Here is a 16,415-nt window from a genome sequence, read left to right as displayed (position 1 = left end):
TGCGGGCGTAAACCATCTGCATGGAAACCTGGCAGCGGCACCTCGCCGCCTACATTTGTTCGTAATCCTTTGCTAATCCTCCTTCGCTTGTTTCTTTGTATAGGGATGGGAGGTCATGTCCGGTTTGTTGCATAACAGTTACAACCTTATCGAATGAGACACGGTGCATGCCGTCGGTGAAAGTAGAATAAATGTTAGCATCTAAAGCTCGTGCAGCGGCATAAGCATTGCGTTCGATGCAAGGTATTTGTACCAATCCACATACCGGATCGCAAGTCATGCCAAGATGGTGTTCTAGTCCCATTTCTGCTGCATATTCAATTTGTGCGGGACTGCCGCCGAATAATTGATTAGCTGCTGCCGATGCCATAGCACAGGCTACACCCACTTCTCCCTGGCATCCGACTTCTGCTCCCGAGATGGAAGCATTGGTTTTTACAATATTTCCTATAAGTCCGGCGGTTGCCAATGCCCGTAAGATCCGGGTATCGCTAAATTCCCGACTGTTTTGTAAGTGATAAAGAACAGAAGGGATGACTCCACACGATCCGCAAGTTGGCGCTGTTACTATCTTGCCCCCTGATGCATTTTCTTCGCTAACGGCCAGGGCATAAGCAAAAACCAATCCACGCGAACGAAGCGACTGTTTGTATCCGGTGGCACGAATGAAATATGTAGAAGCCTTACGTCTGAGGTTTAATGGGCCGGGCAGTACGCCTTCGGCATCAAGTCCACGTTGGATGGCCTCTTTCATGGTTTTCCACACCTCTTCCAGATAGTCCCAGATATCAGATTCTTCGCATTCCATGACGTATTCCCAATAACTCTTACCTGTACGTTCGCACCAAAGGAGTATTTCGGTCATTTTGCTCATGGCGTAGATGTCCGGGCTTTCGATGGTCTGTTTTTGTTCTCCTTCTGATAAGGCCCCACCACCTACACTGTATACGGTCCAGTTATCTATAAGTTTGTTTTCTTGATCATATGCTGCAAAGGTCATTCCGTTGGGATGGAATGGGAGGAAAACTTTGGGTTGCCAGATAATCTCTACCGGCGCCGTGGGTTGTAGTGTATCTATAATGGCAACATCTGTCATGTGGCCAATTCCTGTGGCAGCCAGACTACCATATAGTGTTACTTTGAACGATGCAGCGTCCGGATGACGTCCCAAAAACATCTCTGCGGCTTTGCGTGGTGCCATCGTATGACTGCTCGATGGGCCAGTGCCTATTCGGAATAATTCTCTGATTGTTTTCATATTATTAGTAGTTAGAAGTAAGAAGTTAGTAGTCAGGTTAAAGTTTATTTTGCTGAGGTACATGATAAATGGGATATATGACCTAGCTTCTGACTCTTAACTTCTAACTCCTGATTAATACCATTTTTTTCTTTTAAAAAATAGATAGACGGCTCCTCCGATGAGCGCCATAAGTAACCATGCAAACAGATATCCATGCTTCCAACTGAGTTCGGGCATGAAATCAAAATTCATTCCCCAAACTCCCACAAGGAAAGTTAAGGGGATAAAGATGGTGGATACAACCGTCAACCTTTTCATGATATCATTCATTTTAAGGTCGTTGTTGGATATGTAAAGATCGACCAGTGAAGATAATGTTTCACGGCAGATTTCTATGGTTTGCAGTACGAATTGCAGATGGTCGTTCACATCATTGAAAAAAGCACGATTTACCTTGTGCACTAAAATACTATCCGACCGCAAGAGTTTGACATATTGTTCTTTAAGAGGGAGCACTGCCTTCTTGATCTGCAAATATTGCCGGCGGAGGGATTGTATTTGTATGCCAATGTCATCGGCACTTGTGATTTTGAGCAAAACTTCCTCCAGGTCTTCCAGATCATCATCAATAGAAGATACGATATGTATATAGTTGGCCATTACGCTATTGAGCAATACGCTTAACAGGTAGTCGCTTTGCCTGCCACGAATCTTTAAAACATTATTATGAATAGCGGCTGCAATATCATCGAAGAATGGAGAATCGTATTCCAGGAAACTGAGTACATAGTTAGGGCCTTGGATGAGGCATAATTGCTGTTGCAGCATTTCTCCTTGCTTGTCATCTTCATTAAAATGAAATATTTTCATGATAACTACAAGATAGCTATCATGCTCTTCTATTTTCGTTGGGTGATCGGCATTCAGAATGTCTTGAAGAACAAGGAAGTCAATTTCGAAATGTTCGCATACATCACGTATTACTTCTGTGTCTTTCATTCCACAGACTTTCAGCCAGTTAATACGATTATTGTCTATCGTTTCGCTGACATCTTTGAATGCTTTACCTTTAGCTTCCTGTAGTTCGGTTGCACTATAACTACATAGCTGCAAATGAGCTGGAGAGGTGCTTTCCCCGGTATAGACCAGTTTTTCACTAAGTAAATTGTTCTTCATATTTTATGAATTAATATTCAAAGAGCCATTGCAAAGGTAATGGTTTTATATATGAGAACAATTTTTTAGCCTAAATGTTTGGTATTAAGCCAGGTCGACTACGGTAATTCCTGCCCCTCCGAATTGTACATGCTCATCGGCTGCATGTTTTACTCCCGGTACGGTTTGCAGATATTGCCGGATGATGGTGCGGAGAATCCCTGTTCCTGTGCCATGTAAAATGCGTACCCGGTCCATGCCTACAAGTATGGCATCGTCAACGAAGTAGGTCACTGCCTGAATGGCTTCATCTCCACGCATTCCCCTTACATCCAGGTCTTGCTTGAAGTTGAGCTTCTTTTCGTACATCTGATCGTGGGTTTCACTGCTGACGAATGTGCTTTTTACACTCTCTTTCTTTACAGGGGTGGCATTCGAACGTTCCAGACGATCTAGTTTTACGGTCGTTTTTATGCTGCCGAAAGCTACAATTGCATTCTTTCCACTGATTTCCAGTACCTCACCTACGGATGTTTGGCCTTTTAGTTTTACAATGCTTCCTACGATGATGGTATCTACTTTCGGAGTTGCGACAGGTGTTTTTGTCGCAGTGTTTTGTTTCTTATCCTTTTTGCGGTTCTGCTTTTCTTGCAGTTTTTGCATTTTTCGGGTAATCTTCTCGTCCAGTTCCTGGGTGGCTTTATCTTCCATTGCCTGACGGAAATCGCTTAGCTCCTGACGTGCCTGGCGTGTCTTTTCCTTATCCGCTTGTGTCTCTTTTATGGTACGGATGGTGTTTTCAATCTTAGCGTTGGAATCCTGAAGTATCCGTTCGGCTTCCTCTTTCGCCTGGCGAATGATCTCTTTACGCGACTTACGGAGTTCTTCTATTTCTTCTTCATAACGGGCAATGGTGGTTTCCATATGTTTCTCCCGCTGACGAATGGTTTGACGTTTTCCTTCCCAGTATCTCTTGTCTCTGACAATATCTTGCAGGTATTTATCGGCATTGATGTACTCGCTCCCTACAATTTCTGAAGCATCGGCAATGACATCTTCGGGTAATCCGATTTTCCGTGCGATTTCTACAGCGAAGGAGCTACCCGGATTTCCGATTTGTAATTGAAAAAGGGGCTGCATCAGGTGCCGGTCGTAAAGCATAGCGCCATTTACTACGCCTTCGTGATCTTCTGCGTAGTGTTTCAGGTTTTGGTAGTGGGTTGTGATCACTCCGTAGGTTTTCTTATCGTTATACCTTTTCAGAACAGCTTCGGCTATAGCTCCGCCGATTTGAGGCTCTGTACCTCCTCCGAACTCATCAATGAGGATCAGACTGCGTTCGTTGCAGTTCTTGATCATGATTTTCATGTTGGTCAGGTGAGAAGAATAGGTACTTAAATCGTCTTCGATGGATTGTTCATCGCCAATATCTATAAAGATGCTGCCAAACATTCCGGCGTGGCTCCGCTCGTGCAGTGGAATGAGCATGCCGCTTTGGAGCATATACTGCAACAGCCCCACTGTTTTGAGGCAAACGGATTTACCTCCGGCATTTGGTCCTGAGATGATGAGTATACGTTGCTCGTTATTTAGCTCCATATCCAATGGGACAACCTTCTTGCCTTGTTTGGCTAATGCAAGTTGTAATAATGGATGCACTGCCATAGTCCAATCCAGTAGTTGTTTGTTTTCCAGTGCGGGTTTGATGCTATTGGTTTGTATGGCAAAATGGCTTTTCGCCCGGATAAAGTCGATCTCGGCAAGGAACTCATAAGATTGTAATATCTCCGGGATGGAGGGGCGTACGGTTTCGGTAAAAGCGGTTAATATGCGAATGATTTCCCGACGCTCTTCTCCTTCCAGTTCGCGGATACGGTTATTGGCATCTACTACTTCTGCCGGTTCAATGAATACGGTTTTCCCACTGGCAGATTCATCGTGTACAATCCCTTTGATCTTTCTTTTCAGTCCGGGTGCCACGGGGATAACCAGACGTCCGTCGCGCATGGTTGGGGTTACATCTTTATCCACATAACCTTCTGATTGTGCACTACGCAGTATACTGTTCAACGAGCGGGATATGCTACTCATTGTACTGTTTAGTTCGCGGCGTATTTTCGATAGTCCGGGAGATGCGTTGTCTTTTATCTTACCGTATTTATCGAGAATACTATCTATTTTAGATATGAGTTGGGGGAATACGGCAATGTCGCCAGCCAGTTTCTTCAGGCTGGGGTAGGGGGTGTCTTCTTCTTCTTCCTCGTTTTTGTTGAGGAAGCGCACAATGTCGCGTATGGTTTCCAGCGAACGGCGCAGGTCGAATAGTTCCTGTTCGTCCAGATACATGCCTTCCACGCGTATGCGTTTGAGTGACGGACGGACGTCAAAGAAGTATTGCGCAGGAAAATTGTCTTCTTCCTGAATAATACGGATAAACTCGGTTACTTGGTTGAGTCTTTCTTGTACTTCATCAAATTGGTCGGAGAAGGCCATCTCTGCCACTCGCTCTTCACCTAACGTACTCAGACACTTGTCTTTAAGTAGCTGTCGGATTTGATCGAACCCTATCTTTTGCTCAAAATTATGAGGATAAATCATTTGCTTTACTTCTATTAGTGGGACAAAAATACGATTTATTGTCGAAAAAATCGCTTGAATGTTTGCGGATTTAAAAATCATTCGTACCTTTGCACCGCTTTCAACGGAAAGCACTTCTTGAAAAAGAGGTTTTGGAGAGGTGGCAGAGTGGTCGATCGCGGCGGTCTTGAAAACCGTTGAAGTGTGAGCTTCCGGGGGTTCGAATCCCTCCCTCTCCGCTGAGTACTAAAAGACCACAAATTTAGTACATTATCAGGAGAAAGTTTTCTATCTCGAAAGCAAATTAAAGCATCCATTTTGGGTGTTTTTTTTGTTTAAAGCCTTTTTGTGAGTGTTCTGAATGGGTTTGCTGTTCCATTTCCAATAATTCCAAATAAATTTTGCACCCACATTGTTGCTTGTATGCTACGCAAGTTGTGCAGCACTTTTGCGACTAAATTTGCGACCTACTTTTTTTAGTATAAAAATGGTCGCAAATAGTAATTTAACAAATTGGTATATAGTCAGTTAAATGAAAACTGTAAAATATGGGAGAAAAAGGATTTGAACCTTCGGAACCAGATGATTATTTCACTAATAAAGACAATAAATAAATCAAAGAACTACATACAAATATACCCAAATTCTGCATTATATTCAAATTCCAATCACATTATCTTTCTTAAAAACAGTATTAAAATGAAGAAAATTAAGATTGATAATACAACTTATAATATACCAACATCCTTTCAAGATATTACCCTTGGAGACTATGAAGAATGGTTTGATTCTAAGGTTGAAACATTAACTGATAGAATACATTTAATCAGCAAAATCACCAAAATGCCTTATGAAGTTTTAAATGAATTACCTTCTTCTTTCTTCTTAGACCTTATTAATCTTGTATCCTTCACCTTTCAAGGTGGAATGGAATCATACGGACTAAAAAATGAAATAAATATTGATGGTATTTCCTATTCAATCAGTTATAAGGATGAATTAACCCTTGCTGAATGGGTGGATGTAGAAGCTGTATTTGAACAAACGGAAAATAGACTATCTGAAATACTTGCTATTGTGTGCAGACCAATTGGCGAGAAGTATAATTCAAAGAATAACCCTTCAAGAATCAAGATATTCAAGGAACTTACATTGGATAAGGTATTTCCGTTATACGCTTTTTTTTTAACCTTAAATCAGAAATACATAGAGACTATGAACCTTTGTTCAACGGTGGTGGAAATGGCAGACCAACAAGTGGAGCTTTCAGAAGCCTTTCTCAAAAATGGGGGTGGTATGGAAAAATTGTCTCGTTATCAAAAGATGATATATCACAGATTGATAAAACACTTGAAAAAGGAGTTATTGAAATATTCAACTTCTTATCCTACCAGAAAGACAAGTCAGAAGCCGAGGAACAAGAAAGGAAGTTTCAAGAACAAATAAATAAAATGAGAAGATAATAAATACAATGATAAACACAGTAGTAGACACATTCAGGGAGTTAAGCCGCAAACATAAATTAATCAAATCATTCTATTATGATAAGAATTATGAGTTAGGAGAAGGGAATGAAGTACATCCATTATTCTGGTTGGAAGAACCCATATATGCAAAGAACAAAGGTAGTGAGGGTGGAGCATTTACCATAACTGCAAACTTCTGCATCTTATTAATACCAACAAATGATATGGATGTATTAAGGTGTCAATCACTTGCATTAAGTGCGGGTTTGAATATGATTGAGAAGTTGAAATTTGATGAATATGCTGAACTAAGTGTATTACCTGATTGGACTTGGGTTACTCTTTCTGATTATTATGATAATAATGCCAGTGGTATAAGGTTTACAGTAAACCTATCATTAAAGAATATCAGCAACTATTGCTTATTGGGTGAACACTTTGATGATAATAAGGAGTTTGAAACCAAGGAAGTACTGAATAGCTTTGATGTAAATGCAAAATCCAAGTGTGAAACCTTTGTAAATAAGCCGCTTTCATTTGATTTAAAATTAAAAAGAAAATGAACGAACACATATATAAAGCATTAACCGTCATTGCAGAAGATATAATTGAACTGGTGAGAAGGGTATTAGCCTCTGATGATGTTGGTGTGAACTTGAAAGTTGATAAGAATACATTGAAAGATTCCAATCTTTATAAAGAAATTGAAACTGATGTAGATAATAGTAATCCAGTGGTATATATGTTATTGAACCAGTATGTGGAATATGTTGAAAGAGGTCGGGAAAGATACCATACTCCTAAAGTGCCTATTGATGCTTTAAGGGATTGGGCGGTTAGAAAAGGTATTGGTTCAGACAACAGCACCTTATTTGCCATTCAAAGGTCTATATATAATCTGGGAATTAGACCAAGACCGATATTATACTATGTATTTGAAGAGTTGGATGAGTTGTTTGAAAAAGAGTACTTTGATAGAATCTTTGATTCAATAATAAAAGAGATAGAAGAATATTTTAATTAAGATGGGATTTAAAACACAAGATATAGCAAACGTAACAGAGAATAAGAAGATAACCTTATCCAACAACCCTAACTTTGTGGTATTTGAAAGTAAATCAAATGCTTACACACCTGTTAGTATCTCACTGACGGTAAGAACCACTTATGCAGGAAGTGTGGAATATCCAGAACAAACCAAAATTGAGCTAACAGAAACAGAAAGTGGGATTAAGCATATCTACCAAGGGACAAATGAAAGTAAGAATGTAAATGATACCACATTCCTTTTAAACGGTGATAGAAGCGTTACAGCACAGAACATCAGGAATACATTATTGAAGGATAGTTTTTTTAGTTCCAACTTTGAAATTACCATACCCTTCAACATTGATGGGAGTGCTATTAACAATGGATATGTGATTTATATTACCTCAAAGGGTGGTGGTTCTAAATATACTTTCAGCTTTAATACTTTGAATAGTACATTTATTAGCATTTCAGGTAATCCTAATTCTTCTTCCAACAGTGATACTATTGACGGTGGAAAGGGAAATACTGAAATAGAATTGGATGTATATGAAGATACTGGCATATTCCTTGGTGAAAATGATGCACCTGTAAATAGTGACTTTGGTACATACATTACCACTTTATCCAAATCATATTATAAGGAAAGTTTATGGTTTGAAACCAATACATTGATGAACAAGAAGATTGGTTATAGTACTGGTTTTCTTTATTCGGATAGTTGGGTTAATGCAGGTACATCTTTGAATTATCGTTTTGTAGCTAAGAAATATGATGGTTTGAACCGTATTCCTTTCTATATTTCCAATGTACTTTATATATTTAATGGGTATGATTATACATTAAATCCTAATGATATAAGTGATTATGTATATGATGGAACTAAGGGCTTTGATTTGGTTAAACCTCTTACCAATCAGCCTGTAAAGAAGTATATAAATGGACAAACCGAATACTTCAATTTCATATTTAGTGATGCCCAACATAGTATTAATTTGAGTAAGGAATATAATCTGGGACTAACTTACAGATACTTCACACAGAGCGGTACATATATAATCACTTCCATAAAGCATAACCAGAACCGAAAGTTATTTGATGTGGTTAACACTGTTAGGTTACAACCTGATATTGAAAGTATTGAATTATCTTCTGGTAAAGTAGTAGGGTATTTCACTGTTGGTTTATCTCGTAATGGTTCTGTGGTATCAGATGAATTAAGATATGATGTAATTCCAGTATGTTATAATAAGATTGTGGAATTTGCCTTTCTAAACAGGTTGGGCGGTTGGGAAACATTTAACTTCAATGGAGAATGGAGTAATGAATTTAAATTGGATGAATCCACCAATATATTTAAAACGTTGTTGCCTAACTATAACGTATCTGATGAAATTGAATCAGTGTATTCTAAAACAATGGAAGAAATATTCACAGTGCAATCTTCTTCAATTAGTTATGAAACAGTTGAATGGTTAAAGGAATTAGCCACATCCAAAGCTATATATGAGTTATCCAGTAAGAGGTATGTTATTATTCAGGATATAAATTTAAAATATAACAGCAATGATAACCAATATCAGATACAGATGAAATACAGATACTCCGATTCAATAAACGGTAATTAAATATAAGGGTGTTGGAAACAACACCTTTTTTCATAGTCTTTATCTTTTTGAAAAAGAAGATAAATGGTAAACATAGAACTTTATATTAATGGTAAATTGTGTGATATAACCAATCCTTATGAATTAGGTGTTAGATTAAATAAAGAAATATTCATTCCAAGTGAGATTACTTCAAAGGATGTCCAGTACTCCTATACCATTACTTTGCCTTTCTCGAAAAACAATGATGAAATATTTAATTACGCTAACAATGAAGAAGTTAAGAATAAGTTTAATCACCTGTTCAATGCTGAATTAATAGTTGATAGTATTAGGATTTTTGAAGGGCTATTTAAAATTACTTCCATTGACAATAACAAATACAAGGGAAACTTATATAAACCTTTGGATATTAGATATAAATGATTTCGATGGGTATAAATTCAAAGATGATTCATTATATGATTCTATGTATGTGGATAATATATATACTAAAGGGGATTGGTTTGAATTACAATCTGTAGATGAAGCTAATTTTACCGAAAAAGTAAATAATAGTGCATACGGGCAGCAATTAGCCACATTTATAGGTTTATATGATGCAGATATTCAAAGGGAGATGTTGAAATCAACCAATTCAAAGTTTTTGGTTGCATTTAGAACCTATACTGGCAGATACTTTGTGTTCGGCTCTGATGGTGGTGTTACTCTTACCTATGAGAATCAAACAGGTGCAAAAACTGAAAGTATTGGTTATTCCATTACTCTTAATATCACTTCATCATACCCATTGTTTGAGTTGAATCCTAATTATTTCAATTCAGAACATACCGTTAACTACATCTATGAACCCATCTATGATTCATAAACTAAAAGAAATAATAGATGCTTTAGAAGCACTATTTGATGAAATAACTGATAATAAAAGCAATGAATATTGTATGTGGTTCTATTGGTCTTACAGTTGCAATAGTTGAAGATTATTTTACTCCAAGTGTTATATCAGTAAAAGAGGATATTATTGGTACTTGGACTGTTGCCGATGATGGTAGTGAAAATTGGTGTCAAATAACTTTTTATTCAAATAATACATATTCAATGCGTTACGGTAATCCAATTTTTGGCGAATGGGTTGATGATAAATTTGAAGGCACTTATAAAGTGGAAAAAAGAAGATATGCACATAATGGAAAAGAATATATTGCAGTTATTGCTAATTGTATGAATCTTGATTTTATTGCATTAGATTACAATAGAAAACTCTTTTATTGGGCTGATAAATATTGGGGTAAGGCTAAAAAAAACAAGTAAATCCCCTTGGTAATAAGGTTATGAAAAAAGTAAAATGAAAGACGATATTGATAAAATAAATAGAAAATTGAAATAATTCCTAACCAGTTAATTCAGTGTTCAAGGTCAACCAACTTGGACACAGGGGTGTGAAGCGTTGCACCCCTCTTTTAAAAGAAATTTCAAACACCTATTCATTATATAGTTTAAACCTGTTTTTATCTGGGGATGTAGCTTAACTGTCTACATCCCTTTCTTTTTATCTATTCCAAAAAGTAGATAATATGAGTAAGAAATATTTGAAACAGGATTGGGTTCAAGAAATATGGACTAAAATTATAAATGGGCAAACGAGATATGAAATAATCAAAGAACTTGAAGTTGATACCTATGGTTGGGGTTCTGATAAGTGGAGTAGAGCACAGCGTTATAAAGTTGTGAAACAAGCCTATGACGAATGTGCTATTGAATTGGCTGATAATCGAGAGAAACAACGTAATCTAATGTATGATAGATACCTGTCAATATATGAAGATGCGGTAAATAATGCAGATAGAACCAACGCAAGGCAAACACTGGATTCATTAACTAAACTGATGGGATTGAACGAACCTGAAAAACTAATGATTAATTCAGATGTCATAGTTCAAATTGATTTCAACGCAAACACCAATAATGATGAAGATGTAATAGAGGTGGAAAATGAAGAAGGATGATGTTCAAAAAGCAAAGAAAATCACCCTTCAAATTAAAAATCTCAATTTAACAAAGTCCCAAAAAGAACTATATGATGCAGCACATAATATGCACTACAAGTATATATGTGCAAACTATTCAAGACAGCAAGGTAAAACAACAACAATCAAATTGTTAATTGTAGGGTGGTTATGCAGAAAGTATAATTCAATTTGTTATTTAGCTCCAACATTAAAACTATCCAAAAAAATATTCAAAGATATTGTTAAACTGTTTGGAAATAGTGGTTTAATTAAATCTGCCAATGCAACAGACTTAATAATTGAAACAGTTACCAACTCTACTTTATTACTTGCATCAGCAGAACAATCAGATAGTTTAAGGGGACAAACATTCACCCATATATGTTTGGATGAAGCTGCATTCTACAATGAAGGGGATGAAAATAATAATCTATTCTGGAATGTCATTTACCCAACCTTTAAAGTAAAAGGAAGAAAACTTATTGCCATATCTACACCATTTGGAAAAAAAGGATTTTACTATGACTTATGTTTAAAAGGTATTAATCAGGAAAAGGGATATAAGTACATAAAGAAAACAATATATGATGATGCGTTAATTTCACCAGATGAACTAAAAGAATTAGAAAAATCATATCCTGAATTAGCATTTAAACAAGAATTTTTATGCGAATTTATTGATGATGCTATTACTTACTTTAAAGGATTTGACAAACAATTCGCTGACTATCAATTAAATACAAAACAAGATAATTTAAGACATTGGATTGGGATTGACTTCTCTTCAGTTGGTGCAGATGAAACTATTGTAACCACTATCAATGATTCCAACCAAGTATTCCAACATAAGATAACTGGTAACTTAGATACTCGCTATAAACTAATTGCCGAAATAATTAATTCAACCAAAAATCTTCAAGGCGTTTATATGGAAGAAAATTCTATTGGTTCAGTTATGATAAATGAAATCAAGAAACTGGTGAAGAACAAAAAACTTCTCCATTCGTTTCTTACTACCAACCAAACTAAAACGGATATTATAACTGAATTGGCTTTAGCCATTGATAGGAATGAAGTTTGGTTGAACAAACTGGATACTGATTTATTTTCCCAATTTTCCACTTTCATTTATCAGATAACCAAGACAAAGAAAATTTCTTTTGGAGCAAAGGCAGGGCATAAGGATGATAGAATAATGAGTTTGGCAATAGCCTTAAAATGTAAGAATGAAAAATTGAATACTGGTAAGTTCTCCTACAAATTCATTCACTGATTATCAGTAAAATAGTATGTGTGAGAACCGAACCTATATTGATTATCAATTAGTTACAAATATTGGTCGCAAATTATGAGCACAATAGTGGGGGTAAATTATACCCCTCATTATTTTTTCAAAGATTGAACCAATATAGGTTTAATGAAATCTGCCATTTTTTGTGTTTCAGTTTTCAGAAACGATTTTAATGCAGTTTTATCCCCTTCTAAATGTAACTTCATTATTTTAGGCTCTATCTTATCCGTATCATATAATTTGTCGAACATATCAATCTTTTCCGCATAACTGGGGTTGATATGAGTTTTTAAATCACAAACTGAAACAATTAGATTCTTATATGCTTGCAGGTATGTAATTCCAGATACATTAGCTTCTTCCGCTTCTGCATCCAGTTTTGCAAATGAATTCAAAACATTGTTTAAATATTCTTCTTCTGTTTTTCTCATAATCTTATCTATTTTAAAAACACAAATATAATGATAAGATTGAGATTACACCGTTTTTATAAAGGTGAGTTATACACAATTGGTAAACTATACATCAATGATGAATACCTGTGTGATACTATTGAGGATGTTGTAAGAGAACTGAATAGTATTGAAGATAAGGTATATTGTGAAACTGCAATACCATCAGGAACATATAAGATAATACTTAATGTAAGCCCGAAATTTAAACGATTATTACCAAGACTATTAGATGTACCATTCTTTGAAGGAATATTGATACACAAAGGAAATACGGCTGAACACAGTTGTGGTTGTATTATTGTTGGTGAGAATAAAGTGAAAGGTAAGGTTATTAATTCAACACACTATGAAAAGAAGTTGGTTGAGTTATTGAAAGATGAAAAGGATATTGAAATAACAGTGGAATAAAAAGAAAGGGTAGGAATTAACCTACCCTTAAATTGGACGTTGCGATTAAACAACAGAAGATATTTGAAATTCTGATAGTTTACGTCCAATATCGTTTATGGCAAATTGCAGTTTCTTTAATTCTTCATCTGTAAACTTTGCAGGTTTACCTTTTACAATATTACCGTTAATGCGTTGATATAACCAACTCTTTGAGTGGTTGAAGTACTTCATTGCAATATACTTCAAAGATACAACTTCTGTAATTTCTGCCAACTGTAATTTCAATCTTGTTTCAATTATAAAGGCATCAACCTTTTCACCTTGCTTTCTGGATGCTTCTGAAATTGCTTTCTGAATAAGGTCTTTCTTTTCTTCATCTAAATCAAAATTGGATTCCAAAACACCATATTGTTCTTTAAACTTGTTGGTATCAGTGCCATTAAAGTAATCTACCAATTTATTAAGTTCTGTATTAAAGTCCATATTATTACGTTTTATATGGGGGGGTACACCCCCTAAGTTAATTACTTCTTTTTCAATTCTCTTTCAAGGTTTTCCAAATTCCTTAGTCTATCCAACCAATAATCAACTTCTTTGTTGTTCTGAATGTTTTTCTCATTGGAAAGAAAACTAAGCATCTTTAGATTCTCTTTGGCTTGCAATATCTGCATTGAAATATTTTTAAGCCATTCCCGTTTTTCTTGTTCGTCCATAATTTCAAATATCACTTGTTATTTAATCGCATTACAAATATAGGTAATCTTTAGGTTATACCCCAATTTTAAGATGGGTATTTTAAGTTATAATTGAAATAACTTACTACCTTTCACTGATTCCATTATTGATTTATCCAGTAGTTTTGCATAATGCTGCGTTTGTTTGATATTGGTATGTCCCAAAATTTTTGAAACCGCTTCAATAGGAACACCATTGTTTAAGAATAATGTTGCTGCGGAATGTCGGGCAATGTGTGTATGTAGCTTCTTCTTAATATTACATATAGTACCAATTTCATCCAGATAACAGTTATATTTTTGATTTGAAAGAACTGGCAATTCAAAATTGTATTTCTGCAAAATCCGCAAAGCTTTTGGAATAAGTGGAATTTTTGCCATTACGTTTGTTTTCTTTCGGGGTTTGATAATCCATATATTACCACTATCATCAGTATGTATATGTTCGGGTGTGAGTTCAAAACAATCTGAATATGCAAGTGCTGTGTAGCAACAGAATACAAACACATCCCGTACTTTATTAAGTCTATCACTACCAAACTGTTTTTTCTCAATTTTATTAATTTCAGCTTCAGTTAGAAATTCCACTTCTTTTTTTTCCTTTACCTGTTTCCAAGTTGTGAACGGATTCTTATTTATAACACCAGAATTAAAACTTAGAATTACAATTTGCCTAAATCGGTCTATGTCCTTTAATGCTGTATTATGTGATTTGGTTTTTCTTAGGAATGTGAAAAAGCCATCTATGAATTCATAATTAATATCCTGAATTGGGTAATCTTCCAATTCATATTTTCCTTTTATATAATCTTTTAAATTTCTGATGGTGATAAGGTGCTTTGAAAATGTGGTATCAGATAATTGTCCATTTTCGCATTTCATCTGAACGGTTTTCATAAATTCATAATGGTATTCAATAAGCATTACTTTCTTTTCCTCAATACCATTTATGAAGGCATCTTTTACGGTTTTTGCTGTAATTGGAAGATTCCTTTGGAAAAGGATTGTTTGACACTCAAACAGTTTCTTCTTAATATCGGATAAGAATTCGTTGGTATCAGGTTCTCTTCTTACCATTTGTCTTTTTGCATCAAAAGAAGAAGCTTTGCATTTTCGGGTGGTTGTAATATACACCCGTTCGTTGTTTACAGACAGTGAAATTTCAATTGGTGATAAACCTGTTTTATCGGCTTTTGAAGGGCGACAAACAAAACAAACACTAAAAGTCATCATAACTTTAAATTTTTAAATTAAACATTATGATTTATTTTATTGTCAAATATTTTGTGCAATACTTCTGCGACAGTTTTAAATGCAAATTTTTATCCGCATCAGAAAGACTTTATTAATTTGCGATTTGTGAAACTTAACTCATTGATAATGAAGTAGGAGAGAATCCCTCCCTCTCCGCAAGGAGGTGCTTTATGTGAAAGCAAAACCCTGTAAATTAAACATTTACAGGGTTTTTTATTTTTCTACCTATTGCAAAATATAGCATTTTATAGCATTTTTTGGTGGCATAATAGGTGGCAAAAATAAAAGCAAAAAAATGCCACCGAATAAGGTTTTAATTCGCAGATATTCAGCGTTTTGCATAGTTTGTTTTTGCACTTGATATAGTAATTTTATAACCCAAAAATCAAGTGAAAAATGGAACAACGAATGACTTTTAGCGTGGCGTTTTATATTAGACGTACGCGATTAAACAAACATGGTGAAGCGCCAATTCAATTAAGAATCACAATCAATCGGATGCGTGCTGATACCACAGTGAAGAAAACAATATCTCCCGACTTGTGGAATAGTGCACGTGGTAAAGCTATTGAGAAAACTCCTTTAGCTAAAGGGTTGAATATGTATCTCGATGCAATTCGTGCACGTATTACTCATATACATCGAGATCTGGAGATTGATGGTGAAAGGTTTATTACTGCCCAAATGGTTTTAGATCGATATCTTGGTCGTGATCAATCTGCTAGACATACAATCCTGGAAGTATTTCGTGAGCATAATGAAAGATGTAAGAAATTATCTGGTATTGATATCTCACCTGCTACTATCGAAAGATATGAGACTTGTTTTAAGCATACTCAAGAGTTTATACGCTGGCGTTATAAAAAAGACGATTATTATCTTGATGAACTTAATCGACAGTTTATTGAGGATTATGAATTCTATTTTAAGACTGAGAGAGGTTGCAGTCATAATACGACTACCAAATATCTCAAGAATTTCAAAAAAATAACTCGTATTGCGATAAACAGAGAATTACTTAAAAAGGACCCATTTGCTGAAATCAAATTCTCTTTAGATCCAGTTGATCGGGATTTTTTAGAAAGTCATGAAATACAAAAGATGATAAATCAGTAGTGTCCGGAGAAATCCCCGAAACGATTAATTAAACATTTAAATATCAATGATTTATAGCGGTTTTATTTTTTTTCGATTTGAATTTATAGTTT

At 35.6% G+C, this 16,415-nt stretch carries 18 protein-coding genes and 1 tRNA gene; 12 read left to right on the top strand and 7 right to left on the bottom strand.

Annotation, left to right across the window (positions count from 1 at the left end; all coding sequences use genetic code 11):
- Nucleotides 1-49 precede the first annotated feature (49 nt).
- From D0T87_RS18290 to D0T87_RS18280, 3 genes are all read right to left on the bottom strand, one after another.
- A complete protein-coding gene (locus D0T87_RS18290; RefSeq protein WP_163176714.1) occupies nt 50-1,258 on the bottom strand; it encodes an L-serine ammonia-lyase in 1,209 nt (402 codons plus the stop codon).
- A gap of 114 nt (nt 1,259-1,372) precedes the next feature.
- Nucleotides 1,373-2,416, bottom strand: coding sequence for a magnesium/cobalt transporter CorA (corA, locus tag D0T87_RS18285; RefSeq protein WP_163176712.1), 1,044 nt, complete (start codon nt 2,414-2,416; stop codon nt 1,373-1,375).
- An 84-nt stretch (nt 2,417-2,500) separates the two neighbouring features.
- Nucleotides 2,501-4,993, bottom strand: coding sequence for an endonuclease MutS2 (locus D0T87_RS18280; RefSeq protein WP_163176710.1), 2,493 nt, complete (start codon nt 4,991-4,993; stop codon nt 2,501-2,503).
- Between the two features lie 133 nt (nt 4,994-5,126).
- Here D0T87_RS18280 and D0T87_RS18275 point away from each other — a divergent pair.
- The 10 genes from D0T87_RS18275 to D0T87_RS18230 all read left to right on the top strand — a co-directional run bounded on the left by D0T87_RS18275 (nt 5,127) and on the right by D0T87_RS18230 (nt 12,356).
- Nucleotides 5,127-5,211 (top strand) — tRNA-Ser (locus D0T87_RS18275).
- A 460-nt stretch (nt 5,212-5,671) separates the two neighbouring features.
- Nucleotides 5,672-6,418, top strand: coding sequence for a hypothetical protein (locus D0T87_RS18270; protein ID WP_163176708.1), 747 nt, complete (start codon nt 5,672-5,674; stop codon nt 6,416-6,418).
- Nucleotides 6,419-6,443: 25 nt separating this feature from the next.
- Nucleotides 6,444-7,001, top strand: a complete 558-nt coding sequence (locus tag D0T87_RS18265) for a hypothetical protein (RefSeq protein WP_163176706.1) — start codon at nt 6,444-6,446, stop codon at nt 6,999-7,001.
- Nucleotides 6,998-7,462, top strand: coding sequence for a hypothetical protein (locus D0T87_RS18260; protein ID WP_163176704.1), 465 nt, complete (start codon nt 6,998-7,000; stop codon nt 7,460-7,462). Before D0T87_RS18265 ends, D0T87_RS18260 begins: the two co-directional genes overlap by 4 nt.
- 1 nt (nt 7,463) lies before the next feature.
- Nucleotides 7,464-9,095, top strand: a complete 1,632-nt coding sequence (locus tag D0T87_RS18255) for a hypothetical protein (RefSeq protein ID WP_163176702.1) — start codon at nt 7,464-7,466, stop codon at nt 9,093-9,095.
- 63 nt (nt 9,096-9,158) lie between these two features.
- Complete coding sequence (locus D0T87_RS18250) at nt 9,159-9,500, top strand: hypothetical protein (protein ID WP_163176700.1); 342 nt, start codon at nt 9,159-9,161, stop codon at nt 9,498-9,500.
- Complete coding sequence (locus D0T87_RS18245) at nt 9,442-9,942, top strand: hypothetical protein (protein ID WP_163176698.1); 501 nt, start codon at nt 9,442-9,444, stop codon at nt 9,940-9,942. Before D0T87_RS18250 ends, D0T87_RS18245 begins: the two co-directional genes overlap by 59 nt.
- A gap of 62 nt (nt 9,943-10,004) precedes the next feature.
- On the top strand, nt 10,005-10,385 hold the full coding sequence (locus D0T87_RS18240; protein ID WP_163176696.1) for a hypothetical protein: 381 nt from the start codon (nt 10,005-10,007) through the stop codon (nt 10,383-10,385).
- Nucleotides 10,386-10,648: 263 nt separating this feature from the next.
- Nucleotides 10,649-11,080, top strand: a complete 432-nt coding sequence (locus tag D0T87_RS18235; protein WP_163176694.1) for a hypothetical protein — start codon at nt 10,649-10,651, stop codon at nt 11,078-11,080.
- Complete coding sequence (locus D0T87_RS18230) at nt 11,067-12,356, top strand: terminase large subunit domain-containing protein (protein WP_163176692.1); 1,290 nt, start codon at nt 11,067-11,069, stop codon at nt 12,354-12,356. The genes D0T87_RS18235 and D0T87_RS18230 overlap by 14 nt, the downstream gene beginning before the upstream one ends.
- Before the next feature lie 110 nt (nt 12,357-12,466).
- Here the strand turns inward: D0T87_RS18230 and D0T87_RS18225 are convergent, their stop codons facing one another.
- Nucleotides 12,467-12,805, bottom strand: coding sequence for a hypothetical protein (locus D0T87_RS18225; protein WP_163176690.1), 339 nt, complete (start codon nt 12,803-12,805; stop codon nt 12,467-12,469).
- A gap of 33 nt (nt 12,806-12,838) precedes the next feature.
- Between D0T87_RS18225 and D0T87_RS18220 the strand changes: the two genes are divergently transcribed.
- Nucleotides 12,839-13,237 (top strand): DUF5675 family protein, encoded by a 399-nt coding sequence (locus tag D0T87_RS18220; protein ID WP_370526916.1) that lies wholly within the window; start codon nt 12,839-12,841, stop codon nt 13,235-13,237.
- A gap of 45 nt (nt 13,238-13,282) precedes the next feature.
- Here the strand turns inward: D0T87_RS18220 and D0T87_RS18215 are convergent, their stop codons facing one another.
- The 3 genes from D0T87_RS18215 to D0T87_RS18205 all read right to left on the bottom strand — a co-directional run bounded on the left by D0T87_RS18215 (nt 13,283) and on the right by D0T87_RS18205 (nt 15,186).
- Nucleotides 13,283-13,702: a DUF5053 domain-containing protein gene (locus tag D0T87_RS18215; protein WP_163176686.1), complete on the bottom strand. Its 420-nt coding sequence runs from the start codon at nt 13,700-13,702 to the stop codon at nt 13,283-13,285.
- A 41-nt stretch (nt 13,703-13,743) separates the two neighbouring features.
- Nucleotides 13,744-13,932 (bottom strand): hypothetical protein, encoded by a 189-nt coding sequence (locus tag D0T87_RS18210; RefSeq protein ID WP_163176684.1) that lies wholly within the window; start codon nt 13,930-13,932, stop codon nt 13,744-13,746.
- An 87-nt stretch (nt 13,933-14,019) separates the two neighbouring features.
- Entirely contained in the window at nt 14,020-15,186 is a 1,167-nt protein-coding gene (locus D0T87_RS18205) for a site-specific integrase (RefSeq protein WP_163176682.1), read from the bottom strand.
- A gap of 417 nt (nt 15,187-15,603) precedes the next feature.
- On the opposite strand from D0T87_RS18205, the gene D0T87_RS18200 reads away from it, so the two are divergent.
- Nucleotides 15,604-16,323, top strand: coding sequence for a phage integrase SAM-like domain and Arm DNA-binding domain-containing protein (locus D0T87_RS18200; RefSeq protein ID WP_163176681.1), 720 nt, complete (start codon nt 15,604-15,606; stop codon nt 16,321-16,323).
- The last annotated feature ends 92 nt before the right edge of the window (nt 16,324-16,415 follow it).

This window comes from Bacteroides sp. 51, assembly GCF_010500965.1.
In the GTDB taxonomy this organism is placed as follows: Bacteria; Bacteroidota; Bacteroidia; order Bacteroidales; family Bacteroidaceae; genus Bacteroides.
Note: the sequence above shows the minus strand (reverse complement) of the source record. Positions and strands in the feature narration are given on the sequence as shown.

What these genes read in the sequence shown, in the direction of transcription:
- D0T87_RS18280 (WP_163176710.1), bottom strand. Translation starts at nt 4,993, where the DNA reads ATGATTTATCCTCATAATTTTGAGCAAAAGATAGGGTTCGATCAAATC.
- D0T87_RS18290 (WP_163176714.1), bottom strand. Translation starts at nt 1,258, where the DNA reads ATGAAAACAATCAGAGAATTATTCCGAATAGGCACTGGCCCATCGAGC.
- D0T87_RS18215 (WP_163176686.1), bottom strand. Translation starts at nt 13,702, where the DNA reads ATGGACTTTAATACAGAACTTAATAAATTGGTAGATTACTTTAATGGC.
- D0T87_RS18260 (WP_163176704.1), top strand. Translation starts at nt 6,998, where the DNA reads ATGAACGAACACATATATAAAGCATTAACCGTCATTGCAGAAGATATA.
- D0T87_RS18235 (WP_163176694.1), top strand. Translation starts at nt 10,649, where the DNA reads ATGAGTAAGAAATATTTGAAACAGGATTGGGTTCAAGAAATATGGACT.
- D0T87_RS18250 (WP_163176700.1), top strand. Translation starts at nt 9,159, where the DNA reads ATGGTAAACATAGAACTTTATATTAATGGTAAATTGTGTGATATAACC.
- D0T87_RS18240 (WP_163176696.1), top strand. Translation starts at nt 10,005, where the DNA reads ATGAATATTGTATGTGGTTCTATTGGTCTTACAGTTGCAATAGTTGAA.
- D0T87_RS18265 (WP_163176706.1), top strand. Translation starts at nt 6,444, where the DNA reads ATGATAAACACAGTAGTAGACACATTCAGGGAGTTAAGCCGCAAACAT.
- D0T87_RS18255 (WP_163176702.1), top strand. Translation starts at nt 7,464, where the DNA reads ATGGGATTTAAAACACAAGATATAGCAAACGTAACAGAGAATAAGAAG.
- D0T87_RS18230 (WP_163176692.1), top strand. Translation starts at nt 11,067, where the DNA reads ATGAAGAAGGATGATGTTCAAAAAGCAAAGAAAATCACCCTTCAAATT.
- D0T87_RS18205 (WP_163176682.1), bottom strand. Translation starts at nt 15,186, where the DNA reads ATGATGACTTTTAGTGTTTGTTTTGTTTGTCGCCCTTCAAAAGCCGAT.
- D0T87_RS18200 (WP_163176681.1), top strand. Translation starts at nt 15,604, where the DNA reads ATGGAACAACGAATGACTTTTAGCGTGGCGTTTTATATTAGACGTACG.
- D0T87_RS18210 (WP_163176684.1), bottom strand. Translation starts at nt 13,932, where the DNA reads ATGGACGAACAAGAAAAACGGGAATGGCTTAAAAATATTTCAATGCAG.
- D0T87_RS18270 (WP_163176708.1), top strand. Translation starts at nt 5,672, where the DNA reads ATGAAGAAAATTAAGATTGATAATACAACTTATAATATACCAACATCC.
- corA (WP_163176712.1), bottom strand. Translation starts at nt 2,416, where the DNA reads ATGAAGAACAATTTACTTAGTGAAAAACTGGTCTATACCGGGGAAAGC.
- D0T87_RS18225 (WP_163176690.1), bottom strand. Translation starts at nt 12,805, where the DNA reads ATGAGAAAAACAGAAGAAGAATATTTAAACAATGTTTTGAATTCATTT.